Below are 26311 nucleotides of genomic sequence, written 5' to 3' on the forward strand. Positions count from 1 at the left end.
GTCTTGTCGATCACGCCGTGAGCCCGGCCTGATCGGCAAGACACCCCCTACGGTGCCGCGGTGCCGAGCCGCTCCCCCAGATACGCCCGCCAGTCCGCCGTGAACTCCTCCGGGGTGGTGGCCAGTACCTCCTGGAGCGCCTTCTCCACCGCGCCCTCGCGGCCCGGATGCGCGCCCACCGCCCGGTAGAAGGCCGCCAGCCTCTCCTCGCCCCAGCGGTCCGCGATCAGCTCGCAGGCCAGCCAGCCGCCCTCGTAGGCGCGCCCCATGGCCTCCGCGTCGCCGCCGAAGGTGAAGTCGGCGTCCTCCGGGAGCCGGGCGGGCAGCTCGCCCGCGTGGACCGCGCGGCGCAGTTCGGGAGCGGCCTGGGCGGCGGTGCGGCCGGTGCCCCGGTAGGCGACCCAGTCGGCGAAGCCCTCCGAGAGCCAGACCGGGGTGGCCCTCGTGGTCTGGGCCCGGGTCGCCACATGGGTGGCCTCGTGGGTGAGGACCAGCTGCCGGCCGAACGCGCCGAGCACCGCGTACGCCTCAGGGTTCACGATCACCCGGTCGGCGGGCGCCAGGGGCCCGCCGCCGACCTCGCCGGTCGTGACGGCGGCGATGCCCCGGTAGGAGGCGGCCGGCCCGCCGAGGAGCCGTCCCATCGCCTCGACCGACGCGGGCACGAGGACCACGATCCGGCCCGCCCAGTTCCCGTGCCAGGCGTCCCCGACCGCCGGCACCGCCCGGTCCGCGGCCGCCGCGATCTCCCTCAGCCGCTCGCGGCTCTGCCCCACGCCGAGGACGAGGCTGCGCCGCCCGGTCACCGCCTCGACGTCGCCCTGCTGCCACAGCTGCTGCGGGGCGCCCTCCGCGGCGCGGTCGCCGGTGACGTACCAGCGTCCGTCCCGCTCGACGAGGTCGAGGATCCGCTCGGTGGTGGCGGGCCCCGAGTCGTACCCCTTGATCCGGTACCCCAGCTCGGCCTCGACGGTGACCCGGCCCTCGCCGGTCCTGTCGAGATCGGTGACCCGGTACGTCAGACCGCCCAGCGGGATCTTCGCGAGCCGGTCGAACTCGGTGCGCGCGGCCGGCGCGAGCGCGGGGTCGAGGGCGGCGAGGTAGCCGGCCTCGTCCCGGTCGAGCAGCGCCCGGGCGTGCCGGTCGAGCAGGCCCTGGATCTCCCCGGCCGCCGGGCCGGCCGGTTCGGGGGCCGCACAGCCGCCGAGGGCAAGCAGGGCCGCGAGGAGGAATGCCGCCGCGCCGCGCGCCGCTCCCCTCCGCTGACCTGCCACGCCCCCGATCGTACGGGGCGCCGGAGGGGAGCGGCCCGGGGAACGGGCTCAGACCCGGGTCACCGTCACGTGCGACATCATGTTCACCGGGTCGTAGCGGACCCGCGCGCCCGGGTAGGGGGCGTGGATGACCTGCCCGTTGCCCGCGTAGATCCCGACGTGGCTGGCGTCGCCGCGGTACGTGACGAGGTCCCCGGGCTGCGCCTCGCCGAGCGGCACCTGACGCCCCGCGTACCGCTGCGCCGAGGAGGTGCGCGGGAGGCTGATCCCGGCCTGCCGGTAGGACCAGACCATCAGGCCCGAGCAGTCGAAGGCCGAGGGGCCGGTCGCGCCCCACACGTACGGCTTGCCGATGGCGCTGCGGGCCGCGGTCACCGCGGCGGAGGCCCGTGAGGAGACCGGACCGGGGTCGGCCATGGGCGGCGGCTCCTCGGCGGGCGCCGCGTCGCGTCCGCCGGTCCTGGAGGCGCGGTCGAAGTCGGCGCGCTCCTCGGCGGTGAGGCTCGCGAGCACCCGGCGGGCCTCGGCGAGCTTGCGCTCGATGGTGCGCTTGTGGCGGGCGACCTCGGCCCGGCTCTCCTCGAGCTCGGCCAGCGCCGAGCGGGCCTCTGAGCGCTTCTGGTTCAGCCGGCGCTGCTCCCGCTGGAGCTCGCCGAGGGCGGCGCTCTGGCGTGCGGTGGCCCGGTCGAGGGCGGTGGCCCGGTCGAGGTAGCTGTCCGGGTCGGAGGAGAGCAGCAGGGCGAGGGCGGGGTCGATGCCGCCGGAGCGGTACTGGGCCCCGGCGACCGCGCCGAGTGCGCCCCGCATGCGGTTGATGCGCTCCTGGCCGCGGGCCAGGCCGTCCTGGGCCTGGGAGACCGTCCGGCGCAGTGCGTCCGCCTTCTCGTCCGCCCGGTTGTAGCCCTCGGTGGCCTTCTCGGCCTCCTCGAAGAGGCGGTCGACCGTGGCGCGGGTGGCCTCGGTTCCGGCCCCGGGGTCGGCGCTCGCGGGGACGGCCCCGAGGGACGCCGCCGCGGTGGCCGCGGCGGCTGCGGTGAGGACGGTGACCCTGGCGGGTCGGCGGTGGGACGCCACGAATCGCGCTCCGTTCGGCTCGACGCTGACTGGCGCGGCAGACAGTAGCCGCTGATCAGTCCGCGTCCAACGAAGCCGATGGGCACAGAAAGTGACGCCCCGCCGGAGAACACAGGTCACCGGCGGGGCGTCAGGTCAGTACGCGTCGCGGCGAACCACCCGTTCGGGCGGCATACCGCAGCGGGTCGCGGGGCGTCAGCCGCCGACGCGGACCCCGAACTGGAACGAGCCCAGGGTGTTCATGGACTCGTAGCGGACGTAGGCGCCCGAGTAGGGGGCGTGCAGAACGGTGTTGTTGCCCGCGTACAGACCCACGTGCGAAAGGCCGTTGAAGAAGACCAGGTCGCCCGGCTTGAGCTGGCTGCGGCCGATCTTCACGCCGTCGTTCTGCTGGGTGTAGGTGGTGCGGGTGAGCTGAACGTTGGCCTGGCCGTAGGCCCACTGGGTCAGACCGGAGCAGTCGTACGAACCGGGGCCCTCCTGGCCGGAGGCGTACGGCTTGCCGATCTGGGTGGCGGCGGCGGCGAGCGCCGCCGCGCCGTAGCCGTTCGCGGGGGCCTCGTTGCCGAGGTCGACCCGCTCGCCGGCGGCGCGGCTCGCGCGCTGCTCCTTCTCCTGCAGCCTGGCCTTCTCGGCCTCGGTGAGGGTGTTGAGGAGCTTGCGGGCCTCGGCCAGCTTGCCCTGGAACTTCTTCTTCTTCTCGCCGAGCGTCTTGCGGACGTCCTCGAGGTCGGCCAGCTTCGTGGTGGCCTCGGCCCGCTGCTGGGCGAGCGTGCGCTGCTTGGCCTGGATCGAGGTGAGCACGTCGGCCTGCTGGGCGCTCAACTGGTCGATCGCGGACGCCCTGTCGAGGTAGGTGTCCGGGTCGGCGGAGAGGAAGAGCTGGAGCGCCGGGTCGATGCCGCCGGAGCGGTACTGGGCGGTGGCGACCGAACCGATCTGGTCGCGGAGGGTGTTGAGCTCCTCCTGACCGCGGGCCACCTGGTCCTGGAGCTGACCGATCTCCTTCTGCAGCTTGCCCTTGCGCTCGTCCGCGAGGTTGTACTGCTCCGTGGCCTCTTCGGCCTCGTGGTTCAGCTTGTCGACCTTGGACTTGACCTCGTCGATCTTGGGCTTGGCAGGGGCCGCCTGGGCTCCGGACTGAGCGGAGAGGGCGACGGCTGCTGCCGCGGCCGCGGTGAGTACGGTCACGCGGGCACGGCTCGGCTGCTTGGGTCGACGGTGGGACGCCACGAAGGCGAGCTCCTTCTTCCTCGAGCCGCCCAACCGGTCAGGGCAGGCGGTTCCTCCGCCGTCACCCCGGATGGGTGATCAACCGCGCGAAGGTTCGAAGGCTGACCCTAGTGACCAAGTTGTGATCAGTTCAAATCCCACTGGCAAAAATATCGCTCAGGCACCACTTTATTTACACGCATCGCACGGGCAGTGATGGCCACTTGACGGTCCGCCATCCAGAATCCGGGCATAACGCCCAGGAGTTGCCATGCGTTACGAGAGCCGCGAAAGCCGCTTCAGCAACAAGGCGGACGCCACCGGGCGCGCACCCGCCTTCGCGACCCCGTCGGCCACCTCGCGGTCCGTGGAGACCACCACCACCGGCCGGCCGGGCGGCTCCGCCCGGACCAGCTGGCGGATCAGCTCGTCCGCCGTGACACCGGGCTTGGAGAACAGCACCCGCACCCCGCGCGGCGGCGCGAGCAGCACCGGGGCCGCCAGCTCCGCCCCGTCGAAGACACAGGTGACCTCGGCGCCCGAGCGGGCGGCGAGGGCCGAGAGACTGCCGAGCAGCCGCAGCCGCTGCTTCTCCAACGGCATCGTCGGATAACCGGTCTTGGTGACGTTGTAGCCGTCGACGACCAGATGGGCCTGCGGCAACGCGAGGAGCTGGTCGAGCAGCGCCGGATCGGTCTCGGAGAGCGCCCGCGCCGCGATGTCCTTCGGGGACATCCGCCCCGGCTCCACCGCGTCCACGGTGTCCGCCGGGTGCGTCGAGACGGGCGGAAGGGCCAGCTCGCGGCGGAGCCCCTGGGCCGCGTCCAGGACGGTGTCGAGCAGCAGCCGCAGCCGCATGTCCTCCACCGAGCGTCCCTCGCGGGCGGACCTGCGGCTCGCCTCGAGGGCCGCCTCGACCTCGGCGAGCCGGGCCTTGAGCCGACGGCTCTCGCTCTCGGCCGAGGACACCTGGGCCGCCGCCTCCGCCCGCGCGGTGTCGATCTCGCCCTGGACACGGCGCAGCGCGGCCTCGCCGCGCTTCACGTCGCTCTGGGCGCTGCGCAGCTTCCGGTGGAGCGATTCCGCTTCCTTCCGGGCCGTCTCCAGGTCGCGCCGCAGCTGCTCGGTCTCGTCCCGGGAGCGGTCCCGCGCGGCGGCGAGCTCCTCGCGCAGCCGCTCCAGTTCGCGCCGCCCGGCTTCGTCGGCCCGCTCGGCGTCGACGCGCAGGGCCTCCTCGCCCGCGGCGGCCACCAGCTTGACCCAGCCGGGCGGGCGCAGCACATAGGCGGCCGCCGCCACGTCGACGGGGTCGGCGGCGGCGGGCGGGGTGCCGGTCTCGACGGCTCCGGCAAGTTCGGGCTGGCCCTGCTTGAACCGCTCGCCGATCCGCTGCCGGAACAGCGGATCGCTCTCCAGGGCCGCCGCCATCGCGTTGCCGGCGAACTTGGCCCGCCGGCTCGCGGTGAACCGGGCGTACTGCCTCAGGGGCGCGGGCAGCTCCGCGACGGTCAGCCCGCCGAAGGCGTCGGCGACCAGCGCGACGACCCGCCGCCGTACGCCTTCCGGCAGTGGGTGGTCGAGCGTCTCGGCAGCGTCACCTGCCGCGCCGGCCGGCTCTCCACCGTGCGCGGGCTGCTCCACGATCCGTCACCCCTATGTCGTCCGCGCCGTCCCTCAGGAAGCGGCGCCCGGCCTGTCCACCAGTTCGATCTGGTCCACCGCGTTGCACCAGCGGCAGCGGACCGACTCGATGGTCTCACTGACCACCTGCCGCTCCTCGACCGTCGGATCCCCCGCGAGGTCCAGATGGACGTACTCGACGACCTTGGAGGAGCGGGTCACGTCGAAGCGGGTCAGATTGCCGCAGAGCGTGCAGCGCCAGCGGGTCTCGGCGGTCGGCAGGGGAACCGTCGTCATCGTGCCGTCCTTCTTCCTGTTGCGAGGTACCAGGTACGGGAGCCGCGGTGCGCCGTCGAACTGCGGGTAGTACTGCCCGTAACCCTACGGCCTCGCGGGTCGGCGGGGGCACGGCGAGGCACTCTGTCCACTTCGGCCCCGGTACGCCATGATCTGTCCATGATCGATCGGCGAGGAGCGGTCCGCGCTGTCCGCGCTGCCCGGGGGGCATGGCGCGGCGCCCGCAGCGGCCCCACGGTGACGTACGGACTGATCGCGGCGTGCGTCCTCCTCTTCGCGATCAGTCCGGTCTCGGGACTGAACCCGGTGTACGGCACGGGCGACCGGCTCCTCGCGGCTCAGGGCGTCTACTTCCGCCGCTGGGGCGTCGTTCCCGACGAGCTGATGAGCGGCGAGCCGCGCGCCCTGCTCACCCCGCTGACCGCGCTCTTCGTCCACGGCAGCTGGCTCCACCTCCTGGGGAACATGCTCTTCCTCTACGTCTTCGGGGCGATGGCCGAGGAACGCATGGGCCGGGCCGGGTTCGCCCTCTTCTACCTGGGCACCGGCTACCTCGCGCTCCTCGGGTACGCGGCGGCGCACGCGAGCAGCGAGCAGACGCTCGTCGGGGCGTCCGGCGCGATCTCCGGGGTGCTCGGGGCCTTCCTCTTCCTCTTCCCGCGCTCCCGGGTCACCAGCCTCTTCCCCTTCCTCTTCTTCCTGCCGCTGCGCTTCCCCGCCTGGATCGTGCTGATCTTCTGGTTCGTGCTGCAGTGGCTGGCCGCGCGGGCGGCGGGCGCCGGTCCCGGCGTCGCCTACCTGGCCCATGTGGTGGGCTTCTCCGTCGGCTTCCTCTTCGCCTGGGGGCGCTACCGGGGTGGGGATAGAGTGAAAGCCCAAGCCGCGGCGACCGAGGGAGAAAGCCAGCCGTGATCACCGCGATCGTGCTCATCAAGACCAGCGTGGACCGCATCCCCGAGATCGCCGAGTCGATCGCCGCGCTCGACAGCGTCAGCGAGGTCTTCTCGGTGACCGGTACGTACGACCTGATCGCCATGGTCCGGGTGCCGCGCCACGACGACCTGGCGGATGTGATCCCCGGCAGCATCAGCAAGATCCCGGGGGTCGAGGCCACGGACACCCACGTCGCCTTCCGCACCTACTCCCAGCACGATCTTGAGGCGGCCTTCGCCATCGGTCTGGAGTCCTGACACCCAGGACGGCCAAGACGCCGCACGACTGAAGGGGGCATCCCGACCGGGAGGCCCCCTTCACCCGTACGAGTGAGTGATCAGCCGCGGTCGGGGACGCAGCGGCCGTCCTCGGTGCGGTACTTCCACTGCGCCCCGTCCCGGACGAGCTCCTTCACGGCGCCGACGAACCGCTCCACGTGCTCGTCGGGCGTACCGGCTCCGAAGCTCACGCGGATGGCGTTGAGGGACCTCTCCCCGGGCGCGGCCTCGGGGGCGCCGCACTCGCCCTGGGTCTGGGGGTCGCTGCCGAGCAGCGTGCGGACCAGCGGGTGGGCGCAGAAGAGACCGTCGCGGACGCCGATGCCGTACTCGGCGGAGAGCGCGGCGGCGAAGTGGGAGCTGTTCCAGCCGTCGACGACGAAGGAGATGACGCCGACGCGGGGGGCATCGTCGCCGAAGAGCGAGAGGACGCGCACCTCGGGCACCTCGGCCAGGCCCTCACGGACCGTGGAGATCAGGTGCTGCTCGCGGGCGACCAGGGAGTCGAAGCCGGCCTCGGTGAGCGCCTTGCAGGCGGAGGCGATGGAGTACACGCCGATGACGTTCGGGGAACCGGCCTCGTGCCGGGCCGCGGTGGTGTGCCACTCGACGTCCACGCCCCCGTCGGCCCGACGCGCCACCTTGCGGGAGGCGCCGCCGCCGGCGAGGTAGGGCTCGGCGTCCTGGAGCCAGTCGGCGCGGCCCGCGAGGACGCCCGAGCCGAAGGGCGCGTACAGCTTGTGTCCGGAGAAGGCGATCCAGTCGACGTCGAGGTCCTGGACGGAGACGGGGTGGTGGGGCGCGAGCTGCGCGGCGTCGAGCACGATCCGGGCGCCGTGCGCGTGCGCGGCGGCGGCGAGCTCCTTCACCGGCCACAGCTCGCCGGTGACGTTGGAGGCACCGGTGACGCAGACCAGCGAGGGGCCGTACGGCTCGCGGTCGGCGAGGGCGCGCTCCAGGGTCGCGACGGCCTGCTCCGGGGTGCGCGGCGCGTTGAGGTAGGTGACCCGGGCGTCCTTCCAGGGCAGCAGCGAGGCGTGGTGCTCGGTCTCGAAGACGAAGACCTCGCAGTCGGCGGGGACGGCGGCGGCAAGCAGGTTGAGGGAGTCGGTGGTGGAGCGGGTGAAGACGACCTGGTCGCCGGGGCGGCAGTCGAGGAACTCGGCGACGGTGGCGCGGCTGTTCTCGAAGAGGTCGGTGGAGAGCTGGGAGAGGTATCCGGCGCCGCGGTGGACGCTGCCGTAGTAGGGGGCGTACGCGGCGACGTCGTCCCAGACCCGCTGGAGGGCCGGCGCGCTGGCCGCGTAGTCGAGCGCCGCGTAGGTCACCTCGCCGCCGGTGACGAGCGGGACGGTGACGTCCCGGCCGAGGACGGGCAGCGGGGCGGCGCAGCGGGGTTCGGCGGACTCGGAGTCGACGGCGGTGGCAGCGGTGGCGGCGGCGTTCGGGTACGCGGACATGGCGGTATCTCCCGGCAGGAATGGGCAGCGAAGGGCCCGCGGGGCAGCGCGAAGTGGGGCGCCTCACACGGGTGTTGCCTCGACACACGGTGGTCGTGCGGAGGATGGGAAAACGGGGCCGCAGGCCCTAACGCATTCGCTTGCTCACGGAAAAACGCTCCTCGAGAGACCAGGACCCCTGGTGATCGAGGGGTCCGCGCTTGCCGTGGACCTTGCTGTCCACGGCCTGGTCTTCACCCGGGGCACCCCGCCACGGACGGAGGGTTGCCGGACAGCAAGCCGGGGCTTCGTAGCTGTCACTCATGACCTGCCGAACATCCTGCCACATGATCGCGCATGTGCGAGACCCCGGTCCGCATGCTGGACCGGGGTCGTCGTACGACGGGGACGCGCTACGCGTTGCTGACCGTGATCCAGCGCTCGAGGGCCCGGCGGGCCTCACCCGAGTCGATCGCCTCCGCCGCCTTCTCGATGCCGGCGCGGATCTGCTCCACGAGGCCGCCCTCCCCCGGCGCGAGCGCGACCAGCGCCGCGGCCGAGTTGAGCAGCACCGCGTCCCGTACCGGACCGGTCTCCCCGGCGAGGAGCCGGCGGGCGACGTCCGCGTTGTACGAGGCGTCCGCACCGCGCAGCGCCTCCACCGGTACGAGGTCGATGCCGACGTCCCGGGGGTCGAAGGCCTCCTCCCGCACCGAGCCGTCACGGACCACCCAGACCCGCGAGGTGGCGGTGGTGGTCAGCTCGTCGAGCCCGTCGTCGCCGCGGAAGACGAGCGCGGAGGAACCCCGCTCGGCGAGCACCCCGGCCATGATCGGAGCCATCCGGGCGTCGGCGACGCCGGTGGCCTGTGCCCTGACCCGGGCCGGGTTGGTGAGCGGACCGAGGAAGTTGAAGGTGGTCCGGATGCCGAGTTCCTTGCGGGCGGCGGCGACATGACGCAGCGCCGGGTGGAACTTCACCGCGAAGCAGAAGGTGATCCCGGCCTCCTCGGCGACCTCGGCGACCCGCCGCGGGGTCAGCTCCAGATTGACGCCGAGCTTCTCCAGGACGTCGGAGGCGCCGGACGCGGAGGAGGCGGCCCGGTTGCCGTGCTTGACGACCTTGGCGCCGGTGCCCGCCACGACGATCGCCGACATAGTGGAGATGTTGACGGTCTTGGCGCCGTCGCCGCCGGTGCCGACGATGTCGACGGACGGGCCGGGCACCTCGATCGTGTTGGCGTGCTCGTACATGGTGCGGACGAGCCCGGAGATCTCCTCGACGGTCTCGCCCTTGGCACGCAGGGCGACCGCGAAGCCGGCGATCTGGGCGTCGGTGGCCTCGCCGCGCAGGATCCGGTCCATCGCCCAGGCGGTGTCCTCGGCGCTCTGGTCGCGGCCGGTCAGCAGGCCTTCCAGGACGACGGGCCAGGAGCGGCCCGCCGACGTAGGTCCTCCAGCGGGGGTCACAGCGCTCATGGCAGCTCCTGGTCGTCACGTGACGGATACGGACCCACCCTATCGACCCCCGGGAACGGCAAAGAGCCCCGTCCATCGAATGGACGGGGCCCTCGCCGTGGCGAACTTCGAAACGTCAGGAGTTCAGGTGATCAGTGGTGGCCGTGGCCGCTCTGGATCTCCTTGTACTCCTCGACCGTGGGCTTGGCGACCTGGCTGTCGTCGCCGTAGTAGCCCTTGTTGAGCTTGATCCGGAGCTTCTCCATGCGCCCGATCTTGCGCTCCACGCCGTTCTCGTCGACGGCCGGCGGAAGCTCCGCGGCCGCGTACTGCTCGTGCGCCGTGAGGCGGTGCATCTCGCCCTGGCTGAGCGGCTCGTGGACCTCGACGAACTCACCGTGCGGCAGGCGCTTGATGATGCCCGACTCGCGGCCGTGCAGCACCTTGTCCCTGTCGCGGCGCTGGAGGCCGAGGCAGATCCGCTTGGTCACGATGAACGCGATGACCGGGCCGACGAAGAAGAAGATCCGCACGAACCAGGTGATCGAGTTGAGCGACAGGTGGAAGTGGGTCGCCCAGAGGTCGTTTCCACCACCCACGAGCATGATCATGTACGCGGTGATCCAGGCGACACCGAAGGCGGTGCGCGTCGGAGCGTTGCGCGGGCGCTGCGCGATGTGGTGCTCGCGCTTGTCGCCGGTGATCCACGACTCGATGAACGGGTAGACCGCGATCGCCGCGAGGACCGCCGGGAAGATCGCCAGTGGGATCATCACGCCGAGGACCAGCGTGTGGCCCCAGAGGTTGATCTCCCAGCCCGGCATGACACGGATCAGACCCTCGGCGAAGCCCATGTACCAGTCGGGCTGGGCGCCGGTGGACACCTGGTCCGGGCGGTACGGGCCGAGCGCCCAGATCGGGTTGATCGAGGCGATCGCGGAGATGACCGCGATGACACCGAAGACCAGGAAGAAGAAGCCTCCGGCCTTGGCCATGTAGACCGGCAGCAGCGGCATGCCCACGACGTTGTTGTTCGTACGGCCGGGGCCGGCGAACTGCGTGTGCTTGTGGAAGAACACCAGGATGAGGTGGGCCACCACGAGACCGAGCATGATGCCGGGCAGCAGCAGCACGTGGGCCGAGTAGAACCGGGCCACGAAGTCGCCGCCGGGGAACTCGCCGCCGAACAGGAACATCGACAGGTACGTGCCGATGACCGGCACGGACAGGATCGCGCCCTGCATGAAGCGGACACCGGTGCCGGAGAGCAGGTCGTCCGGGAGCGAGTAACCGGTGAAGCCGGTGAACATGCCCAGGAAGAACAGCAGGAATCCGAACAGCCAGTTGATCTCACGCGGCTTGCGGAACGCGCCCGTGAAGAAGACGCGCATCATGTGCACGAACATGCCGGCGAGGAAGATCAGCGCCGCCCAGTGGTGGATCTGCCGGATCAGCAGACCACCGCGCACCTCGAACGAGATGTGCATGGTCGAGTTGAACGCCTCGGACATCAGCTGTCCCTGGAGCGGGACGTACGGTCCCATGTACTCCACCTCGTTCATCGACGGGTGGAAGAACATCGTCAGATAGACGCCCGTCAGGATGATGATGAGGAAGCTGTAGAGGCAGATCTCGCCCAGCATGAAGGACCAGTGGTCCGGGAAGATCTTCCGCATGTTGGCCTTGGCCAGCGAGTAGATCCCCAGGCGTCCGTCGGCCCAGTCGGCGACCCGCTCACCTGCGGGCGCCTTCTTCGATGTATCGGTCACGGTGCTCATCCGCGCTCCCAGAAGGCAGGACCGACGGGCTCGTCGAAGTCGCCGAGCGCCTCCAGGAAGCCCTTGTCGTTCACGCCGATCCGCAGCTGCGGGAGGGCGTGACCGGCCGGGCCGAAGATGACGCGGGCGCCGTCGGAGAGGTCGAAGGTGGACTGGTGGCACGGGCAGAGGACGTGGTGCGTCTGCTGCTCGTACAGGGAGATCGGGCAGCCCACGTGGGTGCAGATCTTCGAGAAGGCGACGATGCCCTCGTGCGACCACTCGAGCTCGCGCTTGTCCTTGATGTCCTCCGGCTGGATCCGGACGATCATCAGGGCGGCCTTGGCGATCTCGGTCTGGAAGTGGTGGTCGTGCTCCGAGAGGCCCTCGGGCATCGCGAAGGTCAGCGAACCGACGGCGACGTCCTCGGGGCGCAGCGGCTCGTGCGTGTTCATGTTGATGAGCTGAAGACCCTTGGCCCACATGGTGGTCCGGAGCTTCTTCTCGGGCAGCGGGCCCATGTCACGCAGCAGCACGAGGCCGGAGAGCGGTACGAGCGACAGCGCGCCGAACATCGTGTTGCGGATGAGCTTGCGGCGGCCCATGCCCGACTCGGCGGCACCGGCCGCGAAGTCCGACATGACCTTGGCCTTGGTCTCCGGCGACGCCTCGATCGGGTGACGCTCGTCGGCGACCTCCACGTCGGACATCAGGGTGCGGGCCCAGTGGACCGCGCCCGCGCCGATGAAGAAGAGGGCGAGGCCGAGGGTCCAGCCGAGCGCGAAGTTGAGCGCGGACACCCGGCCGAAGGGCCAGATGTACACGATCTTGTCGACCGGGAAGATCACGTACGAGGCGATGAAGCCGACGGTGGCCAGCATCGACAGCGTGAACATGAAGGCGACCGCGCGCTCGGACCGACGGGCGGCCCGCTCGTCGATGTCCTGGATGCGGGGCTTGTGGGGCGGAAGGCCCGGGTCGGCGAACGGGTCGTCGGCGACCTTCACCGCGCCGTGCGCGGTGTCCTGCCCTGCCGGCAGGGTCTCTTCTGGAATCTCTTGGCTACTCATGACTTCTTGGCCTTAGCGGTGTGGGCCGCGACCCAGATGGCAACTGCGATCAGCGCGCCCAGTCCGAAGATCCAGGCGAACAGGCCCTCGCTGACGGGACCGAGACCACCGAGCTTGAGACCGCCCGGGTTGTCGGCCTTGTCGCTGTTGACGGCCTGGACGTACGCGATGATGTCCTTCTTCTCCTTCTCCGGCATGGTCGTGTCCGGGAAGGAGGGCATGTTCTGCGGGCCGGTCTGCATGGCCTCGTAGAGGTGCTTCGGGCTCACGCCTTCGAGGCTCGGGGCGTACTTGCCGTAGGTCAGCGCGCCACCCTCACCGGTGAAGTTGTGGCACTGGGCACAGTTGTTGCGGAACAGTTCGCCACCGCGGCCGATGTTGGCGCCGGCGGTGTCGTACTGCCCCTCGGCCGGCGTGATCGGGCCGGAACCGAGAGAGGCGACGTACGCCGCGAGCTGATCGATCTCAGCCTGCGAGTAGACGACCTTCTTCTTCGGGACCTGGGCGCCCGGCTGCTGGGCCGGCATACGGCCCGTGCCGACCTGGAAGTCGACCGCGGCCGAGCCGACGCCGACGAGGGAGGGGCCGTCAGTGGTGCCCTGACCGCCGGTTCCGTGGCAGCTGGCGCAGCCGACGGAGTAGAGCTTCTTCCCCTCCTCGATGGCGAGGGACTGGGCGGTCTCATCGGCCTTCGCCGTGCCCGCGGGCGCGAACGCGGCGTACAGCCCCCCAGTGGCCGCCAGCGCGAGAAGTAGGACGACGACCGCCGCCAGCGGATGGCGTCGTCGTGCGGAGAGCTTTTTCACGGATTACCCCGGTGTCAGGATCTTCTGCGTCGATGCTTGCTGGATGTCTCGGTCCGCCGTGACGGCGGGACCGATTACTTGATCATGTAGATCGTGGCGAAGAGGCCGATCCAGACGACATCGACGAAGTGCCAGTAGTAGGACACGACGATGGCGGCGGTTGCCTGCTCATGAGTGAACCTCTTGGCGGCGTACGTCCGGCCCAGGACCAGCAGGAAGGCGATGAGTCCGCCCGTCACGTGCAGGCCGTGGAAGCCGGTGGTCAGGTAGAACACGGAGCCGTAGGGCCCGGACGAGAGCGACATGCCCGCGTCCTTGACCAGCTCGGTGTACTCGAAGACCTGGCCGCCGATGAAGATCGAACCCATCACGAACGTGACGATGAACCACGTCCTGAGCTTCTTCACGTCGCCCCGCTCGGCGGCGAATACGCCGAGCTGGCAGGTGAGGGAGGAGAGCACCAGGATCGTGGTGTTGGTCGCCGAGAACGGGAAGGCCAGGTGTTCCGCCTGGGCCTTCCAATAGTCGGCACCTGTCACCGATCGCAGGGTGAAGTACATCGCGAAGAGGGCCGCGAAGAACATCAGCTCGGAGCTCAACCAGATGATGGTTCCGACGCTGGTGAGGTTCGGTCGATTGACCGACGGGTGCGCGTGCCCTGTTTCTACTGTCGTTACTGTCGCCACGACCGACATTATGTCGGTCGCTTATCCCGCCCTCACTCCGGGGGGTGCCGTTCGGAGTGTCAGAGGGGTGTGTCAGGGCCGAACGGCCCAGTGCGAGGGGTTCCCGGCACCCTTCGAACAGGTGTTGAACGGGTGTTGACGGAGTGTGGAGCGGAGTAGCATCCGCGCATCGGTCGACGACGACCCACCCGCCTTCCCAGCCGGAGGAACGATGCAGTCGAGTGCCACGGTCCTGGTCTACAGCGACGACGCGAACACCCGCGAGCAGGTACGGCTGGCGGCCGGGCGCAGGCCCGCGTCCGACGTTCCCCCGGTCGAGTTCGTGGAGTGCGCGACGCTTCCGGCGGTGCTGAAGCGCCTGGACGAGGGCGGCGTGGACGTGTGCGTCCTGGACGGCGAGGCGGTGCCCGCGGGCGGCATGGGCGTCTGCCGGCAGATCAAGGACGAGGTCTTCCGGTGCCCGCCGGTGCTGCTGCTCATCGGCCGCCCGCAGGACGCCTGGCTGGCCACCTGGAGCCGCGCGGACGCCGCGGTCACCCTTCCGGTGGAACCGGTCGAGTTCGCGGCGTCCCTGGCGGCCCTGCTCCGCTCGCGCCTCTCGATCGACGCGTGAGCTGATCAGATCGAGGGTCGCAGGCGGGCCTTCTCGGTGGGGGCCACCGGGTTCTCGGCGGCTTCCACCAGGGCGCTGCCCTGGCGCCACTTGGTCCAGGGCAGGTTCCAGTCGCCGAAGCCGTTGCCGAAGGGGTCCATCGTGTCGCCGTAGCTGTTGACGGTCTTGACGATGTCGCCGGGGCGGACGGTCTCGTAGAACCAGGCCGCGTTCCCCGTCGACATGCCGACACAGCCGTGGCTGACGTTCGCCACGCCCTGCGAGCCGACGGACCAGGGCGCGGCGTGGACGTACTCGCCGCTCCAGGTGACCCGGGTCGCGTAGTAGACGGGCAGGTCGTACGACTCGGAGCTGCCCTCGGCGATGCCGACGCTGGTGCCCCGCATCCGGACGTAGTACTCCTTGCCCAGGATCACCTTGATGCCGTTGCGGGTGGAGAAGCCCGGTTTGCCGGTGGTCACCGGAATGGTGTTGATCACTTCTCCGTTGCGCTTCACGGTCATGTAGTGCGACCCGGCGTCCGCGATCGCCTCGATCCGGTCGCCGATGGTGAGCTTCAGCGGCTTGGACGCGCCGCCGTAGAGCTTGTCGCCGACCTTGAGGCCGTCCAGGTTGCCGGTGACCGTCACGAGCGCGCCCGCGGGCCAGTACTCCTTGGGGCGGAAGTGCAGCTTCTTGTCGTCCACCCAGTACCAGGAGCCCTCGACGGAGGGGGTGGAGCGGACCTTGAGGGCCCGTTCGACGACCGCGCGCGCCTTCCGGTCCTTGACGGGGAGGCTGAGATCGGCCGTGATGGGCTGTCCGACGCCGTACGTGCCCGCCTCCGGGCCGAAGGTGGCCGTGAGGGCCCGTTTCGCGGGGGCCGTCTCGAACGTGTACGTACGGGCCCCTGGGGCGCCGTCCTCGTCCTCCGTGGCCACCCGGACCGTGTAGCGGGTGCCGGCCGCCAGGGCGGCCGTGGAGCGCCAGCGCCGGCCGTCCGCGGTGAGCTCGCCCGCCAGGTGGCGCCCCGCGGCGTCCGTGGCCGTGACGTCGGTGATCCGGCCGTCCTCGCCCTTGGCGGTGACCTCCAGGGGCTTCTCGGGATCCGCCTTGGCTCCGTCGGCGGGGGCGCTGACCGCGAGCTGGTCCGCCGCGTCGTACGCCCTCGCCGACAGGGGGTGGCCGTCGGTGCCGGTACAGGCCGTCGCGGCCGCGGTGACGGTGACAGCCAGAAGAGTGCAGCTCAGAACAGTCCGAATGCGCGGCGTGTCGTTCATGGACTCACCGTAAGAAGAATCTCGTGCGGCAGCGCGCCGAGTGCTGCAAAAGAGGGGCCCGGACGCTTCGGTGACGAAGTGTCCGGGCCCCTCGGTGTGCTCCGGTGCGGAGCGGGGTACCGCTACTGGTTCTGGTTCTCGCCGCGGTAGAACTCGAAGACCCAGCCGAAGAGGCCGACCAGGATCAGCGGGGCGGAGAAGTACAGGATCCACCAGCCCATCGCGATGGACAGGAAGGCGAGCGCACCGCCGATGCCGAGCGAGAGCGGCTGCCAGCTGTGCGGGGCGAAGAAGCCCACTTCACCGGCCTCGTCCGCTACGTCGGCCTCCTTGTCGTCCTGCGCCATGGCGTCGACACGCTTGGCCGTGAAGGCCAGGTAGTAGCCGATCATGATGGCCAGGCCGAACGCGAGGAACAGCGCCGTCGTACCGACCGGCTCCTTCGACCACACGCCGTACAGGACGGCCATGGCGAGGATGAAGACGCTCAGCCAGATGAACATCTTGCCCTGGATCTTCACTTGCCGGCCTCCTTCGCGCCCGTGAGGGCCTCGGCCTCGTGCGGCTTGTTCTCGAGCTGGTCGAGAGCGGCGATCTCAGGGTGGTGCAGGTCGAACGCCGGGGATTCGGAACGGATCCGCGGCAGGGTGAGGAAGTTGTGCCGCGGCGGCGGGCAGGACGTCGCCCACTCGAGCGAACGGCCGTAGCCCCACGGGTCGTCGACCTCGATCTTCTTGCCGTACTTGGCGGTCTTCCAGACGTTGTACATGAACGGCAGGATCGACAGACCGAGCAGGAAGGAGGAGATCGTCGAGATCGTGTTCAGCGCGGTGAAGCCGTCGGCGTCGAGGTAGTCCGCGTAACGACGCGGCATGCCCTCGGCACCGAGCCAGTGCTGCACCAGGAAGGTGCCGTGGAAGCCGATGAACAGCGTCCAGAACGTGATCTTGCCGAGGCGCTCGTCGAGCATCTTGCCGGTGAACTTCGGCCACCAGAAGTGGAAGCCGGCGAACATCGCGAAGACCACGGTGCCGAAGACGACGTAGTGGAAGTGCGCCACGACGAAGTACGAGTCGGAGACGTGGAAGTCCATCGGCGGCGAGGCCAGGATGACGCCCGTCAGGCCACCGAAGGTGAAGGTGATCAGGAAGCCGATCGTCCAGAGCATCGGTGTCTCGAAGGACAACGAGCCCTTCCACATCGTTCCGATCCAGTTGAAGAACTTCACGCCTGTCGGTACGGCGATGAGGAACGTCATGAAGGAGAAGAACGGTAGGAGCACGCCGCCCGTGACGTACATGTGGTGCGCCCACACCGTCACGGAGAGACCGGCGATCGCGATGGTCGCGGCCACCAGACCGATGTAGCCGAACATCGGCTTGCGGCTGAAGACCGGGATGACCTCGGAGACGATGCCGAAGAACGGCAGCGCGATGATGTACACCTCCGGATGGCCGAAGAACCAGAAGAGGTGCTGCCAGAGCAGCGCTCCACCGTTGGCCGAGTCGAAGATGTGCGCACCGAACTTGCGGTCCGCCTCCAGGGCGAACAGCGCGGCCGCCAGGACCGGGAAGGCGAGCAGGACCAGGACACCGGTCAGCAGCACGTTCCAGGTGAAGATCGGCATACGGAACATCGTCATGCCCGGAGCGCGCATGCAGATGATCGTGGTGATGAAGTTGACCGAACCGAGGATCGTGCCGAAGCCGGAGAAGGCCAGACCCATGATCCACATGTCGGCGCCGACGCCCGGCGAGCGGACGGCGTCCGACAGCGGGGAGTAGGCGAACCAGCCGAAGTCGGCCGCACCCTGCGGGGTGAGGAAGCCGGCCACCGCGATGATCGAGCCGAACAGGTACAGCCAGTAGGCGAACATGTTCAGCCGCGGGAACGCCACGTCGGGCGCGCCGATCTGCAGCGGCATGATCCAGTTCGCGAATCCGGCGAACAGCGGCGTCGCGAACATCAGCAGCATAATCGTGCCGTGCATCGTGAACGCCTGGTTGAACTGCTCGTTCGACATGATCTGCGTACCCGGACGGGCCAGCTCGGCGCGCATGAAGAGCGCCATGAGTCCGCCGATGCAGAAGAAGACGAACGACGTGACCAGGTAGAGCGTGCCGATCGTCTTGTGGTCGGTGGTGGTCAGCCACTTGATCACGACATTGCCGGGCTGCTTGCGCCGTACGGGCAGCTCGTTCTCGTACGAGTCCTCAGCTGCGGCGGCACCCTGGGTTTCGTTGTGGATGCTCACAGTTGGTTCTTCTCCGCATTCCTGGCCGGGTCCGTCTGCTCGATGCCAGACGGGATGTAGCCGGTCTGCCCCTTCTCGGCCAGCTCCTTCAGGTGCTGCTGGTAGCGCTCCGGGGAGACCACCTTGACGTTGAAGAGCATCCGGGAGTGGTCGACACCGCACAGCTCGGCGCACTTGCCGAGGAAGGTGCCTTCCTGCGTCGGGGTCACCTCGAAGGAGTTCGTGTGACCCGGGATGACGTCCTGCTTCATGAGGAAGGGGACCACCCAGAAGGAGTGGATGACGTCACGCGAGGTCAGGACGAACCGGACCTTCTCGCCCTTCGGCAGCCACAGGGTCGGGCCCGGGTTGCCGGTCTGCGGGTTGCGGTCGCCGGGGATGCCGGCGTCGTACACGCCGCCGGCGTTCTCCGGGAACGCGTCCAGGAACTTGTCCGGGATCGAGGAGAGGTTCTTGTCCGTCTTGGCGTCACCCGTCACACCGGGCACGTTCTCGACGTAGTTGAAGGCCCAGCTCCACTGATAGCCGACCACGTTGATGGTGTGGGCCGGCTTCGGGGTGAGCTCGAGGAGCTTCGACTCGTCGCGCGCGGTGAAGTAGAAGAGCACCGAGACGATGATGAGGGGGGTGACCGTGTACAGCGCCTCGATGGGCATGTTGTAACGGGTCTGCGGAGGTACCTCGACCTTGGTCCGGCTGCGCCGGTGGAAGATGACGGCCCAGAGGATCAGGCCCCACACCAGGATTCCGGTGATCAGAGCGGCCGCCCACGAACCCTGCCACAGGGAGAGGATCCGAGGCGCCTCTTCCGTGACGGGGGTGGGCATTCCAAGGCGGGGGAAGTCTTCCCAGTTGTACGAGCAGCCCGTGGCTGTCGCCAGGATCAGGCCCGCAGTCAGCACCTGCGGCAGCTTCCGCCGCATCGGGCGCCGCGACGAGCGGTCGGAGCCGTTGGGACTCACGTAGCGCCTTCCCGAGAGTCTCGGCCCGCGCTTGGTCGGCCACGGCCGTCCGTCTCGCTGGTCGGTCGCCGCCCCGTGCCGCGGGCAGGGGTTTGGATGTTTATGCGGACCAAACCCTACTGGACGCTATTTGGGGTCGCGCGGGGAGGGTGCCCAACGCGCCGTCCGAGTTCACGAAGGGGTGGACTCCGGGGTTCCGCAGGGGGGTCGGGCAGGTCCGTTCGGCGGTCTGCCGGGGTGCGGCGGGGTGGTTCTGACGGGGGTTCACGGGGGGCGGGGCGGGTGGTGGGGATGCCCGGGGGCGGCCGCGGTGGAGACGCCCCCGGGGCGGTGGCGGGGATGACCGGGGCGGCTGCGGCGGAGACGCCCCCGGGCGGGTGGGGCGGGGCGGGGTGGTGAGGGTGCAGGGGCGGGTCGGGGGCAGGGCCTACCGTGGATGGATGCCGTACTTCGACGCCGCGTCCGCCGCCCCCCTGCACCCCGTCGCCCGTCAGGCGCTGCTCGCCTCCCTGGACGAGGGTTGGGCCGATCCCGCCCGGCTGTACCGGGAGGGCAGGCGGGCACGGCTGCTCCTCGACGCGGCGCGGGAGGCCGCGGCGGAGGCCGTGGGCTGCCGCCCCGACGAGCTGGTGTTCACTCCTTCGGGGACGCGCGCGGTTCACGCGGGAATCTCCGGAGCCCTCGCGGCGCGTCGGCGTGTCGGAGACCGGCTCGTGGTCTCCGCGGTCGAACACTCCTCCGTCCTGCACGCGGCCGAGACGCACGCGGCGGCGGGCGGCACCGTGACCGAGGTCCCGGTGGGGCGGTCCGGGGCGGTCGACGCGGCAGCCTTCGCGGCGGCCCTCGACCCGGGGACCGCCCTGGCGTGTCTCCAGTCGGCCAACCACGAGGTGGGGACCGAGCAGCCGGTGGCGGAGGTCGCCGAGGCGTGCCGGGCGGCGGGCGTGCCGCTGCTCGTGGACGCCGCCCAGTCGCTGGGCTGGGGGCCGGTGGACGGCGCCTGGTCGCTCCTCGCGGCGAGCGCGCACAAGTGGGGCGGACCGGCGGGGGTGGGGCTGCTCGCCGTACGGAAGGGGGTCCGGTTCGCGCCGCAAGGGCCCTCGGACGAGCGGGAGTCGGGCCGGGCGCCCGGCTTCGAGAACCTGCCGGCGATCGTGGCGGCGGCGGCCTCGCTGCGGGCCGTCCGGGCGGAGGCGGTGGCCGAGGGGGCGCGACTGCGGGGCCTGGTGGACCGGATCCGGGCGCGGGTGCCGGAGCTCGTGCCGGACGTGGAGGTGGTGGGCGATCCGGTGCGCCGGCTCCCCCACCTGGTCACCTTCTCCTGTCTGTACGTCGACGGGGAGACGCTCCTCCATGAGCTGGACCGGGAAGGTTTCTCCGTTTCGTCCGGTTCGTCGTGTACGAGTTCGACGCTGACGCCCAGCCATGTGCTGCGCGCGATGGGGGTGCTGACCGAGGGGAACGTCCGGGTGTCCCTGCCGGCCGCCACCGCGGCTGAGGACGTGGACCGCTTCCTCGACGTCCTGCCGGGGGTGGTCGCGGCGGTACGGGAACGGCTCGGCGCGCCGGCGGCGTCGGCGGCCCCGGTGGACGCGGCCGGGTCGCTCGTCGTGGACGCGCTGGGCAAGCGCTGCCCGATCCCGGTGATCGAACTGGCGAAGGTGTTCGGAGAGGTTCCGGTGGGCGCGACGGTGACGGTCCTGTCGGACGACGAGGCGGCGCGGCTGGACATTCCGGCGTGGTGCGAGATGCGGGGGCAGGAGTATGTGGGGGAGGAGGAGTCGGTGGGGGGCGGGACGGCGTACGTGGTGCGCCGCGTGACGTGACGCGTCTCGGGCCCGTCCCACGGCCGGCGCCCCGCGGTGGGCGGCGCCCACCACTGCCCACCGCCGTGTGGCAATCGCCCTGCCGAGGCGGTACCCACCCGGCCGGGCGGCGCCTCGCCCACCCCCGCAGGGGCGGTGCGCGCCCGCCAGGGGCCGACCGCCTCGCCCCCCTCCGTGTGGGCAATCGTCCCGCAGGGCGGGACGGGTGGGCACACGGGACGGCGCCCCTTGGCGGGCGCCTCCGCCCCCTGTGCCTGGACCCGCACCACCAGTCGCGCCGCACAACGGGGTGCGGGTACAGGCCCGGAAGCCTGGGCCCGGCAAGGGGCGCCGTCCGTTGTGCCCACCCGTTCCGCCCCAGCGGAACGAATGCCCACAACGGGGGTGGGCGGCGCCCCGGCGGAACTGATGCCCACAACGGGTGGGCGGGGCAGCGCCCCAGCCGGCGGAGGTCCACAACGAGGGGGGCGCCGCCCCTGTGGAGCGGGTGCCCGCAACGAGGGGCGGCGGCACGGTGAGGGTGGGCGCCGTCCCTGTGGAGCGGGTGTCCGCAGCGGGCGGCGGGGCGGCTGAGGGGGGTGTCAGGACAGGTGGGTGTGGACTTCTGTCGCGGCGGGCTCGCCGTAGGCCTTGGTGAAGCGCTCCATGAAGTTCGCGCGCCGCAGCGTGTACTCCTGCGTGCCCAGCGTCTCGATGACCAGCGTCGCGAGCATGCAGCCGACCTGCGCCGCCCGCTCGAGCCCGACACCCCAGGTCAGCCCGGTGAGGAAGCCCGCGCGGAACGCGTCGCCGACGCCGGTCGGGTCGACCTTGGCGTTCTCCTCGGGGCAGCCGACCTCGATCGGCGTCTCGCCGACGCGCTCGATGCGCACCCCGCGCGAGCCGAGCGTGGTGACGCGGTGGCCGACGCGGGAGAGGATCTCGGCGTCGGTCCAGCCCGTCTTGGACTCGATGAGGCCCTTCTCGTACTCGTTGGAGAAGAGGTAGGTCGCCCCGTCGAGGAGCGTGCGGATCTCCTCGCCGTCCATGCGGGCGATCTGCTGCGAGAAGTCGGCGGCGAAGGGGATCCCCCGCGTCTTGCACTCCTCCGTGTGGCGGAGCATCGCCTCGGGGTCGTCGGCGCCGATGAGGACCAGGTCGAGCCCGCCCACCCGGTCGGCGACGGCCTTGAGCTCGATCAGCCGGGCCTCGCTCATCGCACCCGTGTAGAAGGAGCCGATCTGGTTGTGGTCCTTGTCGGTCGTGCAGACGAAGCGGGCGGTGTGCAGGACCTCGGAGATCCGCACCGAGCCGGTGTCGACGCCGTGCCGGTCGAGCCAGCCGCGGTACTCGTCGAAGTCGTAGCCCGCCGCGCCCACGAGGACCGGGCGGCCGCCGAGCTGCCCCATGCCGAAGCAGATGTTGGGTCCGACGCCGCCGCGACGCACGTCGAGGTTGTCGACGAGGAAGGAGAGGGACACCGTGTGGAGCTGGTCGGCCACGAGCTGGTCGGCGAACCGGCCGGGGAAGGTCATGAGGTGGTCGGTGGCGATGGAGCCGGTGACTGCGATACGCACGGCGGGGTGCTCCTGCGGGATTCGATAGGGGCGCGCGAGGCGCTCGAACGAAGGGTCGTGGTGCTACGGGTGAGCGACAGTTCACGCTACCGGGTGGGGCGCGCCCTGCCGAACAGCGGAAACTACCCCAGAGTAGGCCTTTTCTCCGGAGCGGTGCGGTGCATACGGTGCGCCCATGACCACGTACCCCGCTCCGCGTGAGCGACACGAGTCCGAGCTGAGCCTCGCGCAGCTGCGCGGCGACGGTGCTCGGATGGCCCCCCACTGGGTCACCCCGGTCTCCCCCGCACCCGCTCCGGTCTCCCCCGCGCTGATCCACGGGGTGGTCGTTCCGGCGGCCTCGGCCCGCCTGATCGACGCCACCGCGGAGTACGGGGGCTGACGGACGGAACCGTCGGCCCGTCCGCTCCGTCCCATCGGCGTCCGGTCGAGACGAGGGAGCGTTGCGGTGAGCGGTACGGAGAACGTACGGAGGCGGCGGAATGTCCTGGCCGCCTCGGTGGCGGCGGGTGTGCTGCTCGCCGGAGGCGGTGGTGTCTATCTGGCCACCACGGCGTCCGGTGACGGCACCGGCGCGGCCACGAAGGCCGCGGACGCGGGCGGGCCGCCGCCCCCGCCGCTGAACCTGGGCGGCGGCACCGGCGGTACGGACGCCGAAGGCGGTACGCGGGGCGGCCCCGGGATCGCGCCCGGCGAGCCGGACCCCGGAGGCGGCCCGGACGGGACCGTCTACACAGCCGAGGGCCCACTCCCCCAGGGGCCCTCCTCGGCCGCGGTCCACCGGCCCGAGGGCCTGGTCACCTCGGCGGAGGTGACCAGGCTGGCCGAAGCCCTGGGCGTCTCCGGGAGCCCTTCCCTGGTCGGCGACGTCTGGACGATCCGGCCCGAGAAGGACGGTTCGGGGCCCCGCCTCGACGTGGCGCGGAAGGCGCCGGGGAACTGGACGTACTCCTGGTACGACGGCGGCCCCGCGGGCGACACCTGCCTCAAGGGCAAGGCCTGCCCGCCGCCGGGGGAGACGAAGCCCTCGCCGGGCGGTACGCCGCTGAGCGAGGCCGCGGCGAAGGCGGCGGCCGCGCCCGTCCTGAAGGCGCTCGGCCAGGACGACGCGAAGGTCTCCGCGAGCCAGGTGATGAACGGTTCGGTACGGGTGGTCAACGCGGAACCGGTGATCGGCGGGCTGCCGACCCACGGCTGGTCCACCGGGCTGCACATCGCGCGGGACGGCCGGACGGTCGCCGGGAGCGGGATGCTCAAGGAGCCGGTCGAGGGCGCCGTGTATCCGGTGATCGGGGCGGCGAAGGCGCTCGCCGAACTGAACGAGGACTCGAAGGGCACCGGCCCGATCGGTATCGGGGGCTGCGCCACCGCGCCGCCGGCCGCCGACGTGCCCTCCGCGGGCAGGCCGGACCGGACGCCGGCCCCCGGGCAGGCCGAGCCGGCCGTGCCCTGCGAGACGATCGTGGACGGGGTGGCCCCGGACCGGGTGCCGGTGACGGCCGCCGTGCTGGGCCTGGCCGCGCAGGACGTGGACGGCGGGCGGCTGCTCGTACCGTCGTGGCTGTTCACGGCGGACCCGGCGGACGGAGCGCCGTACACGGTGGTGCGGACGGCGGTGGCGCCCGAGTTCCTGACGCCGCCGGCGAAGCCCTCGCCGACCCCGACGCCGTCTCCCGAGGACGGTACGGCGCCGGTACGGCAGATCGAGTCGTTCCGGGCGGACGAGTCCGGCCGGAAGCTGACGGTCACCTTCTGGGGCGGGGTGTGCAGCACGTACACCGTCACGGCCCAGGAGCGCGCCGACCGGGTCACCGTACGGGTGTCGGAGGCTCCGACCGACCCGGACAAGGTGTGCATCGCGATCGCCGTGGAGATCACGAAGACGGTGACCCTGGACGCTCCGCTCGGTTCACGGCCGGTGGTCGACGGGGCGAGCGGGGAGGCGGTGCCCCGCCGCTGACCCGGCCGGGACGTACACATGAGGGCGGCGGCCCGGGAGATCCCGGGCCGCCGCCCTCATGTGTGCGCCTGAGCCGGTACGGCCCGACCGACAGGTCGATGCCGCCCGGCCGCTGCGCCTTAGCTGAACGAGTCGCCGCAGGCGCAGGAGCCCGTGGCGTTCGGGTTGTCGATGGTGAAGCCCTGCTTCTCGATGGTGTCGACGAAGTCGATCGAGGCGCCGCCCAGGTACGGGGCGCTCATGCGGTCGGTGACGACCTTGACGCCGTCGAAGTCCTTCACGACGTCGCCGTCGAGCGAGCGCTCGTCGAAGAACAGCTGGTAACGCAGGCCGGAGCAGCCGCCGGGCTGAACGGCGACGCGCAGGGCCAGGTCCTCGCGGCCTTCCTGGTCGAGGAGGGCCTTGACCTTGGCCGCGGCGGCGTCGGACAGGAGGATGCCGTCGCTGACAGTGGTCTTCTCGTCCGATACGGACATCTGCTTCTCTCCCGGTGTGTACGGAGACTGCTTGCCGACGGTTGCAACCGACGGTGCCCCGGATTCATTCCGGGCCGAGTGGGGTGTTTCTTCTTTCATGCTCGCACACCCTGTCCAGCTGCGGGGACGGTGCGGCCGAGGTCCGGGGACGGCGAATTCGTCACATCGACACTATGGACATCGTCAACGTGACGTGAAGCGGTTATGATAGATAGCGTCATTTCGACGAAAAGCATCCCCCGCAGGCTCCCCGAAGAAAGGGTGCGTGACGTGACCACGGCCCAAGCCCGTCATGAACTCGACGTACAGCCGACGCCGCTCGCCCTGCTCCTGCTCGGCCGCGAGGCCGACCCCAAGAGCGAGCGCGGCGTGGAGTGCCCCGGCGATCTGCCGTCGCCCTCCGACCCGGACCTCGTGGAGCGCGCCCGCGCGGCCAAGGAGAAGCTCGGGGACAAGGTCTTCGTGCTCGGTCACCACTACCAGCGCGACGAGGTCATCCAGTTCGCCGACGTGACCGGCGACTCCTTCAAGCTCGCGCGTGACGCGGCGGCCAAGCCCGAGGCCGAGTACATCGTCTTCTGCGGTGTGCACTTCATGGCCGAATCGGCCGACATCCTGACCGGCGACGACCAGAAGGTCGTCCTGCCCGACCTCGCGGCCGGCTGCTCGATGGCCGACATGGCCACCGCCGAGCAGGTCGCGGAGTGCTGGGACGTGCTGACCGAGGCCGGCGTCGCCGAGCAGGTCGTGCCCGTCTCGTACATGAACTCCTCGGCCGACATCAAGGCCTTCACCGGCAAGCACGGGGGCACGATCTGCACCTCGTCCAACGCCGAGCGGGCCCTGAACTGGGCCTTCGAGCAGGGCGAGAAGGTGCTGTTCCTGCCGGACCAGCACCTGGGCCGCAACACCGCCGTCCGCGACATGGGGATGTCCCTGGACGACTGCGTGCTCTACAACCCGCACAAGCCGAACGGCGGGCTGACCGTCGAGGAGCTGCGCGCCGCCAAGATGATCCTGTGGCGGGGTCACTGCTCGGTGCACGGCCGCTTCTCGCTGGACTCGGTGAACGACGTGCGCGAGCGCATCCCCGGCGTGAACGTGCTCGTCCACCCCGAGTGCCGTCACGAGGTCGTCGCCGCCGCCGACTACGTGGGCTCGACCGAGTACATCATCAACACCCTGGAGGCGGCCCCGGCCGGCTCCAAGTGGGCCATCGGCACCGAGCTGAACCTGGTCCGCCGCCTGGCGAACCGTTACGCCGACCAGGGCAAGGAGATCGTCTTCCTCGACAAGACGGTCTGCTTCTGCTCGACCATGAACCGCATCGACCTGCCGCACCTGGTGTGGACCCTGGAGTCCCTGGCGGAGGGCAACCTCGTCAACCAGATCCAGGTCGACAAGGAGACGGAGAGCTTCGCCAAGCTCGCCCTGGAGCGGATGCTCGCTCTGCCGTAACGGTTCTCTGCCGCAGCGGTTCTCCGCCATGGTGGTTCTCCGCC

At 70.7% G+C, this 26311-nt stretch carries 24 protein-coding genes and 1 riboswitch; of the genes, 7 read left to right on the forward strand and 17 right to left on the reverse strand.

What is annotated here, in order from left to right; genetic code table 11:
- Window positions 1-47: 47 nt before the first annotated feature.
- The 5 genes from ACZ4VK_RS01695 to ACZ4VK_RS01715 form a co-directional block, all read right to left on the reverse strand.
- A complete protein-coding gene (locus tag ACZ4VK_RS01695) occupies window positions 48-1274 on the reverse strand; it encodes a hypothetical protein (protein ID WP_468347366.1) in 1227 nt (408 codons plus the stop codon).
- 48 nt (window positions 1275-1322) lie between these two features.
- Window positions 1323-2348 carry a C40 family peptidase gene (locus ACZ4VK_RS01700; RefSeq protein WP_468347368.1) on the reverse strand — a complete coding sequence of 342 codons (1026 nt, stop codon included), beginning with the start codon at window positions 2346-2348 and terminating at the stop codon, window positions 1323-1325.
- Between the two features lie 195 nt (window positions 2349-2543).
- Window positions 2544-3581, reverse strand: coding sequence for a C40 family peptidase (locus ACZ4VK_RS01705; RefSeq protein WP_468347370.1), 1038 nt, complete (start codon window positions 3579-3581; stop codon window positions 2544-2546).
- Window positions 3582-3836: 255 nt separating this feature from the next.
- Window positions 3837-5201, reverse strand: a complete 1365-nt coding sequence (locus ACZ4VK_RS01710) for an NYN domain-containing protein (RefSeq protein ID WP_468347372.1) — start codon at window positions 5199-5201, stop codon at window positions 3837-3839.
- 33 nt (window positions 5202-5234) lie between these two features.
- On the reverse strand, window positions 5235-5477 hold the full coding sequence (locus tag ACZ4VK_RS01715; RefSeq protein WP_017238847.1) for a hypothetical protein: 243 nt from the start codon (window positions 5475-5477) through the stop codon (window positions 5235-5237).
- Between the two features lie 159 nt (window positions 5478-5636).
- On the opposite strand from ACZ4VK_RS01715, the gene ACZ4VK_RS01720 reads away from it, so the two are divergent.
- Window positions 5637-6389 (forward strand): rhomboid family intramembrane serine protease, encoded by a 753-nt coding sequence (locus ACZ4VK_RS01720; RefSeq protein WP_468347374.1) that lies wholly within the window; start codon window positions 5637-5639, stop codon window positions 6387-6389.
- Window positions 6386-6667 carry an Lrp/AsnC family transcriptional regulator gene (locus ACZ4VK_RS01725; RefSeq protein ID WP_030205672.1) on the forward strand — a complete coding sequence of 94 codons (282 nt, stop codon included), beginning with the start codon at window positions 6386-6388 and terminating at the stop codon, window positions 6665-6667. The genes ACZ4VK_RS01720 and ACZ4VK_RS01725 overlap by 4 nt, the downstream gene beginning before the upstream one ends.
- Before the next feature lie 80 nt (window positions 6668-6747).
- Here the strand turns inward: ACZ4VK_RS01725 and ACZ4VK_RS01730 are convergent, their stop codons facing one another.
- The 6 genes from ACZ4VK_RS01730 to ctaE all read right to left on the reverse strand — a co-directional run bounded on the left by ACZ4VK_RS01730 (window position 6748) and on the right by ctaE (window position 13912).
- On the reverse strand, window positions 6748-8148 hold the full coding sequence (locus tag ACZ4VK_RS01730; protein ID WP_468347375.1) for an aminotransferase class V-fold PLP-dependent enzyme: 1401 nt from the start codon (window positions 8146-8148) through the stop codon (window positions 6748-6750).
- 191 nt (window positions 8149-8339) lie between these two features.
- A riboswitch (SAM riboswitch) is annotated at window positions 8340-8456 on the reverse strand.
- Window positions 8457-8540: 84 nt separating this feature from the next.
- Window positions 8541-9605: an anthranilate phosphoribosyltransferase gene (gene trpD, locus ACZ4VK_RS01735; protein ID WP_468347376.1), complete on the reverse strand. Its 1065-nt coding sequence runs from the start codon at window positions 9603-9605 to the stop codon at window positions 8541-8543.
- Between the two features lie 131 nt (window positions 9606-9736).
- Entirely contained in the window at window positions 9737-11362 is a 1626-nt protein-coding gene (gene qcrB / locus ACZ4VK_RS01740; protein ID WP_468347378.1) for a cytochrome bc1 complex cytochrome b subunit, read from the reverse strand.
- The gene (gene qcrA / locus ACZ4VK_RS01745; RefSeq protein ID WP_468347379.1) at window positions 11359-12411 is read right to left on the reverse strand and encodes a cytochrome bc1 complex Rieske iron-sulfur subunit; all 1053 of its coding nucleotides are present in this window, start codon (window positions 12409-12411) and stop codon (window positions 11359-11361) included. Before qcrA ends, qcrB begins: the two co-directional genes overlap by 4 nt.
- Entirely contained in the window at window positions 12408-13217 is an 810-nt protein-coding gene (gene qcrC / locus ACZ4VK_RS01750) for a cytochrome bc1 complex diheme cytochrome c subunit (protein WP_468347381.1), read from the reverse strand. The genes qcrA and qcrC overlap by 4 nt, the downstream gene beginning before the upstream one ends.
- Before the next feature lie 74 nt (window positions 13218-13291).
- Window positions 13292-13912: an aa3-type cytochrome oxidase subunit III gene (gene ctaE / locus ACZ4VK_RS01755; RefSeq protein ID WP_351214770.1), complete on the reverse strand. Its 621-nt coding sequence runs from the start codon at window positions 13910-13912 to the stop codon at window positions 13292-13294.
- Between the two features lie 202 nt (window positions 13913-14114).
- Between ctaE and ACZ4VK_RS01760 the strand changes: the two genes are divergently transcribed.
- Window positions 14115-14516 carry a DNA-binding transcriptional response regulator gene (locus ACZ4VK_RS01760; RefSeq protein WP_366441554.1) on the forward strand — a complete coding sequence of 134 codons (402 nt, stop codon included), beginning with the start codon at window positions 14115-14117 and terminating at the stop codon, window positions 14514-14516.
- 5 nt (window positions 14517-14521) lie between these two features.
- Here ACZ4VK_RS01760 and ACZ4VK_RS01765 read toward each other — a convergent pair whose 3' ends face one another.
- The 4 genes from ACZ4VK_RS01765 to ctaC all read right to left on the reverse strand — a co-directional run bounded on the left by ACZ4VK_RS01765 (window position 14522) and on the right by ctaC (window position 18991).
- Entirely contained in the window at window positions 14522-15775 is a 1254-nt protein-coding gene (locus ACZ4VK_RS01765; protein ID WP_468347384.1) for a L,D-transpeptidase, read from the reverse strand.
- Window positions 15776-15897: 122 nt separating this feature from the next.
- Entirely contained in the window at window positions 15898-16296 is a 399-nt protein-coding gene (locus ACZ4VK_RS01770) for a cytochrome c oxidase subunit 4 (protein WP_389683049.1), read from the reverse strand.
- Window positions 16293-18029 carry an aa3-type cytochrome oxidase subunit I gene (gene ctaD, locus ACZ4VK_RS01775; protein ID WP_389683050.1) on the reverse strand — a complete coding sequence of 579 codons (1737 nt, stop codon included), beginning with the start codon at window positions 18027-18029 and terminating at the stop codon, window positions 16293-16295. Before ctaD ends, ACZ4VK_RS01770 begins: the two co-directional genes overlap by 4 nt.
- Window positions 18026-18991, reverse strand: coding sequence for an aa3-type cytochrome oxidase subunit II (ctaC, locus tag ACZ4VK_RS01780; RefSeq protein ID WP_468347387.1), 966 nt, complete (start codon window positions 18989-18991; stop codon window positions 18026-18028). Before ctaC ends, ctaD begins: the two co-directional genes overlap by 4 nt.
- A gap of 440 nt (window positions 18992-19431) precedes the next feature.
- Between ctaC and ACZ4VK_RS01785 the strand changes: the two genes are divergently transcribed.
- Window positions 19432-20817: an aminotransferase class V-fold PLP-dependent enzyme gene (locus tag ACZ4VK_RS01785; RefSeq protein WP_468347389.1), complete on the forward strand. Its 1386-nt coding sequence runs from the start codon at window positions 19432-19434 to the stop codon at window positions 20815-20817.
- Between the two features lie 581 nt (window positions 20818-21398).
- Here the strand turns inward: ACZ4VK_RS01785 and ACZ4VK_RS01790 are convergent.
- On the reverse strand, window positions 21399-22373 hold the full coding sequence (locus tag ACZ4VK_RS01790) for a carbohydrate kinase family protein (RefSeq protein ID WP_468347391.1): 975 nt from the start codon (window positions 22371-22373) through the stop codon (window positions 21399-21401).
- Between the two features lie 175 nt (window positions 22374-22548).
- Here ACZ4VK_RS01790 and ACZ4VK_RS01795 point away from each other — a divergent pair, with 175 nt between their 5' ends.
- Window positions 22549-22755, forward strand: coding sequence for a hypothetical protein (locus ACZ4VK_RS01795; protein ID WP_468347393.1), 207 nt, complete (start codon window positions 22549-22551; stop codon window positions 22753-22755).
- A gap of 66 nt (window positions 22756-22821) precedes the next feature.
- Window positions 22822-24333 carry a hypothetical protein gene (locus tag ACZ4VK_RS01800; RefSeq protein ID WP_468347395.1) on the forward strand — a complete coding sequence of 504 codons (1512 nt, stop codon included), beginning with the start codon at window positions 22822-22824 and terminating at the stop codon, window positions 24331-24333.
- Between the two features lie 119 nt (window positions 24334-24452).
- Here the strand turns inward: ACZ4VK_RS01800 and ACZ4VK_RS01805 are convergent, their stop codons facing one another.
- The gene (locus tag ACZ4VK_RS01805) at window positions 24453-24809 is read right to left on the reverse strand and encodes a HesB/IscA family protein (protein ID WP_015033024.1); all 357 of its coding nucleotides are present in this window, start codon (window positions 24807-24809) and stop codon (window positions 24453-24455) included.
- 261 nt (window positions 24810-25070) lie between these two features.
- Between ACZ4VK_RS01805 and nadA the strand changes: the two genes are divergently transcribed.
- The gene (gene nadA / locus ACZ4VK_RS01810; protein ID WP_389683056.1) at window positions 25071-26267 is read left to right on the forward strand and encodes a quinolinate synthase NadA; all 1197 of its coding nucleotides are present in this window, start codon (window positions 25071-25073) and stop codon (window positions 26265-26267) included.
- Window positions 26268-26311: the final 44 nt, after the last annotated feature.

Source organism: Streptomyces sp. NPDC028711, assembly GCF_055565415.1.